The following is a 6335-nucleotide window of genomic DNA, read 5'->3' as shown; positions in this document are numbered from 1 at the left end:
TCAAAAAATGATGCTATCCATGCAACTAAAACATATTGAAACGCTAGATGAAAGTATTAAAGAATTGGATAAAGAAATAGCAGACCGTATGCGCCCTTTTGAAGAAGCCTTGGAGCTATTAGACACCATACCCGGTGTTAATCGGCGCAATGCAGAAGAAATCATTGCTGAGATTGGAGTAGATATGAGTCGCTTCCCATCCGCGGAGCATCTTTCATCTTGGTCAGGAATGGCTCCAGGGCATAACGAAAGCGCTGATAAGCGAAAATCAGGAAAAACCCGTAAAGGAAACCAACATCTGCGAACAACACTTGTACAATCAGCTCGCTCTGCCGCCCGCCAAAAAGATACTTATCTTGCGTCTCAATACCGTAGAATCTGTTCCCGTCGTGGTTCTAACCGTGCTGCAGTAGCTGTAGGACATAGCATTTTAATAATTGCCTATCATATTCTCAAGAAAAAACAGCCGTACATTGAATTAGGTGCCAACTACTTTGAACAGCGAAGTAAAGATGCTGCAATAAAAAGAGCACTTCAACTTTTACAAAACGCAGGAATTGAAATAAACCTTGAAAATATAGTTGCTTAAGATCAGTTTAAAAGTAAATCCTTCTTTACAAATGCCTACTATAAAAAACCTATAGAGTAGGCCTTGGGATCTCTTTGTCTCTATTCGAAGTAGTTGACATAAATTTTTGAAGTGAGTTTTCGGAGTAGGACACGGAGAAAATTTTTTATTCAATTCTTCGCGCGATGAATATCGCGCCTCTGTGCCCTCCGTGGTTGAATAACGGTTTTCATGTTTTGTGGTGCCAATTTATTGGCATGAATATCTTAGCGGTTTTGGCATGGTTTGCGGTTTTTTCCATCATAGAATATTTTCCCAAGCGGTGTCAAGGGGGAGCAGAGGCGGGATCAATTTATTAAGTTATGTAAACTATTTTTTATCGGTTTCCTAACAAATTTTTGCAGGATATTAAGAAAAGAGCGTTGAAATGAAAGGAGAATTTCGGATGCTATTTTGTATGCTCTGGGGTGAAAAAGTTGGGCAAAATTATTGCCATTGCCAACCAAAAGGGCGGTGTCGGCAAGACGACCACGTCGGTAAACCTGAGCGCCTGCCTGGCCGAGCTGGGGAAAAAGGTACTGCTCGTCGATATCGACCCGCAAGGCAATTCGACCAGCGGGCTTGGGGTCAATAAGGCCAGTATCAAGCACTGCGTCTACGATGCCCTGATTAACGACGTTCCGGTCGAGACCCTGCTGCTGCCGACCGAACTGCCTAATCTAATGCTGCTGCCGGCAACCATCCAATTGGCCGGCGCCGAAATTGAGCTGGTCTCGCTTATGTCGCGGGAGACTAAGCTCAAGCGGGCCCTTGATAAGGTGAAATATAAATATGACTATATTATCATTGACTGTCCGCCGTCGCTGGGACTCCTCACCATTAACTCCTTAACGGCGGCTAACTCTGTCATTATTCCCATCCAATGCGAATTTTACGCTTTGGAAGGGTTGACCCAACTGATGAATACGATCAGCTTGGTCCAGAAAAACCTTAACCCCGTCCTTACGCTGGAAGGGGTAGTGCTGACGATGTTTGACGCCCGGACCAATTTATCGATTCAGGTTGTGGATGAAGTTAAAAATCATTTTCGCCATAAGGTGTATCAGACGATTATTCCCCGTAATGTGCGGCTAAGCGAAGCTCCTAGTCACGGCAAGCCGGTTATCAAATATGATCCCAAGTCGAAAGGAGCGGAAGTTTATTTTGATTTAGCGAAAGAGGTGATTGGCGATGACTAAGGCCCGTGGCCTCGGACGCGGTTTGGACGCTCTTTTCCCCGCGGCGCCGGCCAGCGATGATGAACCAGTCAATGAAATTGCCATAAAAGAAATTACTCCTAACCGGTTTCAGCCGCGGCGCACTTTTGATCCTGAGGCGCTCGAAGAACTGGCCCAATCAATCCGGCAGTACGGGGTTGTGCAGCCCATTGTCGTTCGCAAAACCATGAACGGATATGAGCTGGTAGCGGGCGAGCGGCGGTGGCGGGCTTCCCAGATGGCCGGACTGAAGACCATTCCCGCGGTTGTACGGGATTATACCGACGCGGAAATGACGGAAATCGCCCTTATCGAGAATCTGCAGCGCCAAGACTTGAATCCTATTGAAGAAGCGAACGCTTACCGGCGATTAATGGATGAGTTTGGGTTGACGCAGGAGGAAGTGGCTCGCAAGATTGGCCGCAGCCGGTCGCTGATCGCCAATATGGTGCGGCTTTTGAATCTGGCTCCGGCGGTGCAGGACCATGTTTCACGTGGAACATTGACGGTGGGCCAGGCCAGGCCATTATTGGCTTTGGATAAAGAGGAATTGCAAATTGAGGCGGCGGAGATGATTATCGCCGAAGATTTATCGGCGCGCGATGCAGAGGAATTGGTTAAACGTCTCAGCAGCGCGCCGCGCAAGAAAAAACAGTCGCAGCCAGAGAAAAAGGAATTTTTTGTGGCGGAAGCCGAGGATCGGTTAAAATTGCTCTTGGGGACGCAAGTAAAAATCAAGCCAGGTAAGATGAAGAGCAAGATTGAAATTGAGTTTTACAGTATGGAGGATTTGGATCGTATTCTCGATATTTTGTCTGAAGCGCACCAACAGGCGGCAGTAACCCGCCGCCAGGGACCAATCGTTGTATAAGAATAATTGTTTCATGTGAAACATTGGTAAGGGAAAGGGGCAAAGAGAAAGTAATAAAGGAAAAGTGATAAGGGGAGAGAACCGCGGAGATATTCACGCCAATAAATTGGCACCACAAAAGCATGAAAACCGTTATTCAACCGCGGAGAGAGCGCGATATCCCTCGCGCTAAAGATTAAAGTAAAAAATATTCCTCCGTGTCCTCTGCGGTTTTAATCACTAAATTTCTATTGGTAAAATCGGCCAAACAGGGAATAATAAGGAGGATATTTATGCAAGACACACCACGGGGAGCAAGAATGCATATCGCCATCTTCGGACGGCGTAATGCCGGTAAGTCCAGTCTCATTAACGCTTTGACCAATCAAAATATCGCTCTCGTCTCTGATGTGCCGGGGACGACGACTGACCCTGTCTACAAGGCTATGGAAATACTGCCAATCGGACCGGTGGTCATTATTGATACGGCCGGCATCGACGATGAAGGTGAACTGGGAGCGCTCCGCGTTGAACGCACGCTGCAAGTTCTCAATAAGACCGACCAGGCCCTGGTGGTAATCGACCAGGCAGCAGGGGTTTCCGAGTGGGAAGAGCGGTTGGTTGCCGAACTTAAAAAGCGGCAAATTCCGGTCATCGGCGTGGTGAATAAGATTGATACCGGCCAGCCGGCGGCAGCAGAAACGCTGGACTGGGCCAAACGGTTAGCGATACCGATGGTAGCCGTAAGCGCTAAAACCCGGCAAGGGGTAGAAGAACTCAAACGGCAGATGATTAAACATGCACCGGACAACTGGGAAGGACCGCCGATTCTTGGCGACCTTATCGCCAGCGGCGATACCGTCGTACTGGTAACGCCCATCGATTCCGCGGCACCCAAAGGCCGGCTTATTCTGCCGCAAGTGCAGGCAATCCGAGATGTTATTGACCAAGACGCCATCGCGGTGGTGGTCAAAGAGACGCAGCTGGCCGATGCCCTTGCCAATTTAAAGCAGCCACCGCGGCTTGTTGTCACCGATTCACAGGCCTTCAAGCATGTGGCGGCCGTTACGCCGGACGAAGTGACGCTCACGTCCTTTTCCATCCTGTTTGCCCGCTACAAAGGCGACCTGGAGACACTGACGGCCGGCGCCAAGGCGATTGACAGGCTTAAGCCGGGCGACCGCGTTCTTATCGCTGAAGGCTGCACCCATCACCGCCAGAAAGATGACATTGGCACGGTGAAAATACCCCGCTGGCTGCAGCAGAAAGTGGGCGGCGAGCTCAAGTTTGAATGGGTGAGCGGCGGTAATTTTCCGACCGATTTAGAACAGTACCAGCTGATTGTTCATTGCGGCGCCTGTATGCTCAACCGGCGGGAAATGCTGTACCGCTTGGCCGTAGCCCGAGAAAAGGGCGTTCCCATTGTCAATTACGGCGTCCTGATTGCCTATGTCCACGGTATATTGCCCCGGGCGCTCATGCCGTTTCCGGCCGCGCGGCGGGTTTTGGAAGATAAGTGAATATAAAAAAGCACAGACGCTCCTTCTTAACAAAACCAGATAATCATGCCAATAAATTGGCGCCACAAAGCATGAAAATAGTTATTCAACCGCGGAGAGCGCAGAGAGCGCGATTTCATCGCGCTAAAGTAAAAATACGCTCCGCGTCCTCTGTGGTTTTATAATATAAATTCAAGCGCGACAACTGTCGCGCGCGTAGCCCTTTGCGTTCTTTGCGTCCTTGGCGGTTTAACGCTTTTCAGGGTAGAGATAAAAGTATTTTAAAAAACAACGACAAGTGAGTTAACGGAAAGAGAGTTTGCTATGATCTATCTTAATAACGCGGCAACCAGTTGGCCTAAGCCGGAGGAGGTTTACCAGGCGGTAGATGCGTGCCTGCGTCACCTGGCCGGCAATCCGGGCCGGGGCGGCTACAGCGCCGAATACCAGGCTGGCCGCGTCCTGTACGAGGCCCGCGAAGAGTTAGCTAACATGTTTGGGGTCGCTGATCCCAGTCGGATTGTTTTTACCCACAATGCCACCGATGCGCTCAACATGGCCCTTTTTGGGTATTTACGCCCAGGTGACAAGGTTGTCACAACTTCGATGGAACATAACGCTGTTGCCCGGCCGCTGCGGCAACTTGAAACCATGGGGGTTGACTTGACCATTGTCCCTTGCGACCAGACCGGTCAGCTTGATTTGGCCGCCATGGCCGCCGCGCTGCGGGAAGGGGTGCGGGCGGTGATCATGTGCCATGCATCCAATGTTACCGGTACGATCATGCCGGTGGCCGCGGTTGGTGAGCTGGCGGCCCGCTGTGGCGCCGCGCTTATTGTTGATGCGGCCCAGACCGCCGGGGTGGAAGAAATCGACGTTGCCGCGCAAAATATCGCCATGCTGGCCTTTACCGGCCACAAAAGCCTCTTGGGGCCGCAAGGAACCGGCGGTCTCTATATCCGGGAAGACATTGACCTTGTGCCGCTTCGCTACGGCGGGACAGGCAGTCTGTCTGAACTTGACCAGCAGCCTGAGTTTCTGCCCGACCGGCTGGAGAGCGGCACACCCAACACGCCGGGGGTGGCCGGATTAGCCGCTGGCGTCCGGTTTATCCGCCGGGTCGGGCGGGAGGTCATCCGCGCTCGCGAAGGACAATTGATCGAGGCGCTGCTTGGCGGGTTGGCTGCCATCCCGGGCGTGACGGTGTATGGGCCGCGGCAAACCGCAAAGCAAACGGCTGTTGTTTCCTTCACCGTAGACGGCCAGGACTCTGGCGAAGTGGCTTATCGGCTGGAAAATGAATATGGTATCATCTGCCGGGCCGGGCTGCACTGCGCGCCCTGGGCTCATCAGACGATTGGCACGATTAAGACCGGGACTGTCCGGTTCAGTCCCGGCTATTTTACGACCGAACAAGAGATTGAGGATGCCCTCCGGGCTGTCCGAAAGGTTGCCGCAAAGGGGTGAGCTGATGAAAGGTACGATTGTCAACACCGTCGCCGTGCTGGTCGGTTCGGGCGTAGGCCTGCTGCTTAAACGGGGCATCCCTGTGCGGTATCAACAGACCGTCATGCAGGGGCTGGCGTTGGCGGTGCTGCTCATTGGATTACAGATGGCGTTTAAAACACATAATATAGTGGTTGTCATTCTCAGCATGGTGCTCGGCGGCATTGTGGGGGAGGCAATCGACATTGACGAACGGCTTAACCGGCTGGGCGACTTTGTCACCGCCCGGTTGGGCAGCGAATACGGCAACGCCGGCCAAGGCTTCATAACGGCCAGCCTGGTGTTTTGCGTGGGCGCCATGGCGATTGTCGGATCCCTGCAGGATGGTCTGACCGGCGATGCCACAACCCTATATGCCAAGTCAACGTTGGATGCCATTTCGTCGATAGTCTTTGCCTCCAGCCTGGGTATCGGCGTTGCCTTATCCAGTATCGTTATTTTAGTTTATCAGGGAGGATTGACCTTGTTGGCCGGTTCGCTGAGCGCCGTGTTGTCGGAAAGTGTTATTGTGGAGATGACGGCGGTGGGCGGAGTGTTGATTGTCGGTATCGCTCTGATGATGTTGGAGATAAAAAAAATCAAGGTAGCTAATCTGCTGCCTGCCATTCCGGTCGCGGCCATCTTGACGCTGCTATGGCCGGCTTAGTATCATCGCA

At 51.8% G+C, this 6335-nt stretch carries 6 protein-coding genes; all 6 read left to right on the top strand.

Annotated elements, in window-relative coordinates; genetic code table 11:
• On the top strand, positions 1-589 hold a 589-nt coding region (locus TCARDRAFT_RS10885; RefSeq protein ID WP_007290037.1), incomplete at its 5' end, for an IS110 family transposase.
• A gap of 455 nt (positions 590-1044) precedes the next feature.
• The gene (locus tag TCARDRAFT_RS10880) at positions 1045-1806 is read left to right on the top strand and encodes a ParA family protein (RefSeq protein ID WP_007290036.1); all 762 of its coding nucleotides are present in this window, start codon (positions 1045-1047) and stop codon (positions 1804-1806) included.
• Complete coding sequence (locus TCARDRAFT_RS10875; RefSeq protein ID WP_007290035.1) at positions 1799-2695, top strand: ParB/RepB/Spo0J family partition protein; 897 nt, start codon at positions 1799-1801, stop codon at positions 2693-2695. The genes TCARDRAFT_RS10880 and TCARDRAFT_RS10875 overlap by 8 nt, the downstream gene beginning before the upstream one ends.
• Before the next feature lie 272 nt (positions 2696-2967).
• Positions 2968-4194 carry a [FeFe] hydrogenase H-cluster maturation GTPase HydF gene (gene hydF / locus TCARDRAFT_RS10870; RefSeq protein WP_007290034.1) on the top strand — a complete coding sequence of 409 codons (1227 nt, stop codon included), beginning with the start codon at positions 2968-2970 and terminating at the stop codon, positions 4192-4194.
• 303 nt (positions 4195-4497) lie between these two features.
• Positions 4498-5640, top strand: coding sequence for an aminotransferase class V-fold PLP-dependent enzyme (locus tag TCARDRAFT_RS10865; RefSeq protein ID WP_007290033.1), 1143 nt, complete (start codon positions 4498-4500; stop codon positions 5638-5640).
• A 4-nt stretch (positions 5641-5644) separates the two neighbouring features.
• Positions 5645-6325 carry a DUF554 domain-containing protein gene (locus TCARDRAFT_RS10860; protein ID WP_007290032.1) on the top strand — a complete coding sequence of 227 codons (681 nt, stop codon included), beginning with the start codon at positions 5645-5647 and terminating at the stop codon, positions 6323-6325.
• The last annotated feature ends 10 nt before the right edge of the window (positions 6326-6335 follow it).

The organism is Thermosinus carboxydivorans Nor1, from assembly GCF_000169155.1.
Taxonomy (GTDB): Bacteria; Bacillota; Negativicutes; order Sporomusales; family Thermosinaceae; genus Thermosinus; species Thermosinus carboxydivorans.
Note: the sequence above shows the minus strand (reverse complement) of the source record. Positions and strands in the feature narration are given on the sequence as shown.